Below are 1,769 nucleotides of genomic sequence, written 5' to 3' on the forward strand. Positions count from 1 at the left end.
AGTAAACCGGGGCAATAAACCGGTTGTTGTAAAGAAATTCGGTGGAGCGGTAGTTCAGTCGGTTAGAATACCTGCCTGTCACGCAGGGGGTCGCGGGTTCGAGTCCCGTCCGTTCCGCCACTTATTAGAAAATTAAGCCTGCTTAACCAGCAGGCTTAATAATAAGCAGTATTTAGGGGCGTAGCTCAGTTGGTAGAGCACCGGTCTCCAAAACCGGGTGTCGCGAGTTCGAGTCTCTCCGCCCCTGCCATATAATAATCCTTTGCTTCGGCAAAGGATTTTTTTTGCCTGCAATTCCCTGGCGTTACTATCGCCCAACGCTCTCCGTCCCTGGAGAGGTGCGCTTATTCCAGAATGCTGGTCTTTAGAATCTCACGGATCTGCGCCTGTTTATCACTGTTTTGCAGCCAGATGGCGTACAGTGGGCGTGAAAGCGTGGTGCCATCCGTTACCGGGTAAAGCGTGCTCTTACCCTTTGCCCAGTGCGTTGGTAGCCACGTGCAGCCATTGAGAGGGGCGAGCTGCTGGTACGCCAGCTCAGCGGAACTGGTGGTGAGCAACGGTACGTCATCACTGCCAATCAACCCGACTTCATTTTGTTGAAAGTCCGGACCCCATTCCAGGCGCAGGTAGTTCAATTCGCTTTTGTTTTTAACCGGCGCAGCGCAATAAAGAGTTAGGGTGAAATTACCAAGCAACTGGCTACTTAACTCATCCATCTTCGGCGATTCTGTCGTGATCAGCAGATCAAGCTGCCGTTCATGCAGCTGTTTGACCAGCGACTGACGCTGGGCAATACGGGCCTCAAACTGCAGGTTATAGGGCTCCCTGTACAGTTTCCCCAGCCATCCGTTAAGCATGCACTCCCAAAGAGATGCGCTGCCGCCAATCGAAAACTCATTGTGTCGGGAGGAGTTGGCAACCTCTTTACGCGCTGCCTGCCAGGTATTCATCAGGGTCTCAGCGTAGGGCAGCAGCTTCTCTCCGGCTGGGGTTAAACGGATATTGTTGCGATGACGGGTAAAAAGGTTAACGCCAAGCTGATTCTCCAACTGACGAATACGAAAGCTAACTGCTGACTGCGTCAGGTAAAGCGCCTCCGCTGCTCGCCCAAAGTGGCGAGTTCTGCTCACCTCAAGGAAAGTTTTGAGCAATTCCGTATCCACACTCTTCTCCGCAAAATTATTTGTCGTAATGATTTAAATCTTTTGTTTTACACTCTGTCAAGCGTAACTAATACTCCGCGCCATAAATAGCTCGGCCAAAGAATCAGGAGCGTGTAGGATGGCGGAAAGCTTTATGACGACTAATCGTTTTTTCGATAATAAAAATTATCCGCGCGGGTTCTCCCGTCATGGTGATTTCACCATCAAAGAGGCGCAACTGCTGGAACAGCATGGTTATGCCTTTAACGAACTGGAGCTGGGTAAACGCGAACCTGTCACTGAAGATGAAAAGCAGTTTGTTTCGGTATGCCGCGGCGAACGTGAGCCGGTAACCGAAGTAGAGCGCGTGTGGATTAAGTACATGGCGCGTATTAAGCGGCCTAAGCGCTTCCATACGCTCTCCGGCGGTAAACCGCAGGTAGAAGGCGCTGAAGATTACACAGAAAGCGATGATTAAGAAAAAGGGCGAAAGCCCTTCAGATTGATGACAAAGTCCTGGCCGTGAGGCCAGGACTTTGATCTAATAAGGTCAGTGCAAAAAATGGACTGACTGCCATGCTTAGAGAACCTTCCCCCCATCAATATCAGTTTGAAACCATTACT

The 1,769-nt window shown here is 50.5% G+C and carries 2 protein-coding genes and 2 tRNA genes; 3 read left to right on the plus strand and 1 reads right to left on the minus strand.

Going from position 1 to position 1,769, the window contains the following annotated elements:
- Positions 1–43 precede the first annotated feature (43 nt).
- Together GVK32_RS28560 and GVK32_RS28565 are read left to right on the plus strand one after the other, a co-directional pair.
- Positions 44–120, plus strand: a tRNA-Asp gene (locus GVK32_RS28560).
- A gap of 54 nt (positions 121–174) precedes the next feature.
- Positions 175–250 (plus strand) — tRNA-Trp (locus GVK32_RS28565).
- Between the two features lie 94 nt (positions 251–344).
- Here GVK32_RS28565 and hdfR read toward each other — a convergent pair.
- Positions 345–1,166, minus strand: a complete 822-nt coding sequence (gene hdfR / locus GVK32_RS28570; protein WP_159874218.1) for an HTH-type transcriptional regulator HdfR — start codon at positions 1,164–1,166, stop codon at positions 345–347.
- A 118-nt stretch (positions 1,167–1,284) separates the two neighbouring features.
- Here hdfR and GVK32_RS28575 point away from each other — a divergent pair, with 118 nt between their 5' ends.
- Positions 1,285–1,623 carry a DUF413 domain-containing protein gene (locus GVK32_RS28575; RefSeq protein WP_041143462.1) on the plus strand — a complete coding sequence of 113 codons (339 nt, stop codon included), beginning with the start codon at positions 1,285–1,287 and terminating at the stop codon, positions 1,621–1,623.
- Positions 1,624–1,769: the final 146 nt, after the last annotated feature.

Origin of the sequence: Klebsiella sp. 18074 (assembly GCF_902705905.1) — a bacterium.
Classification (GTDB): domain Bacteria; phylum Pseudomonadota; class Gammaproteobacteria; order Enterobacterales; family Enterobacteriaceae; genus Klebsiella; species Klebsiella terrigena.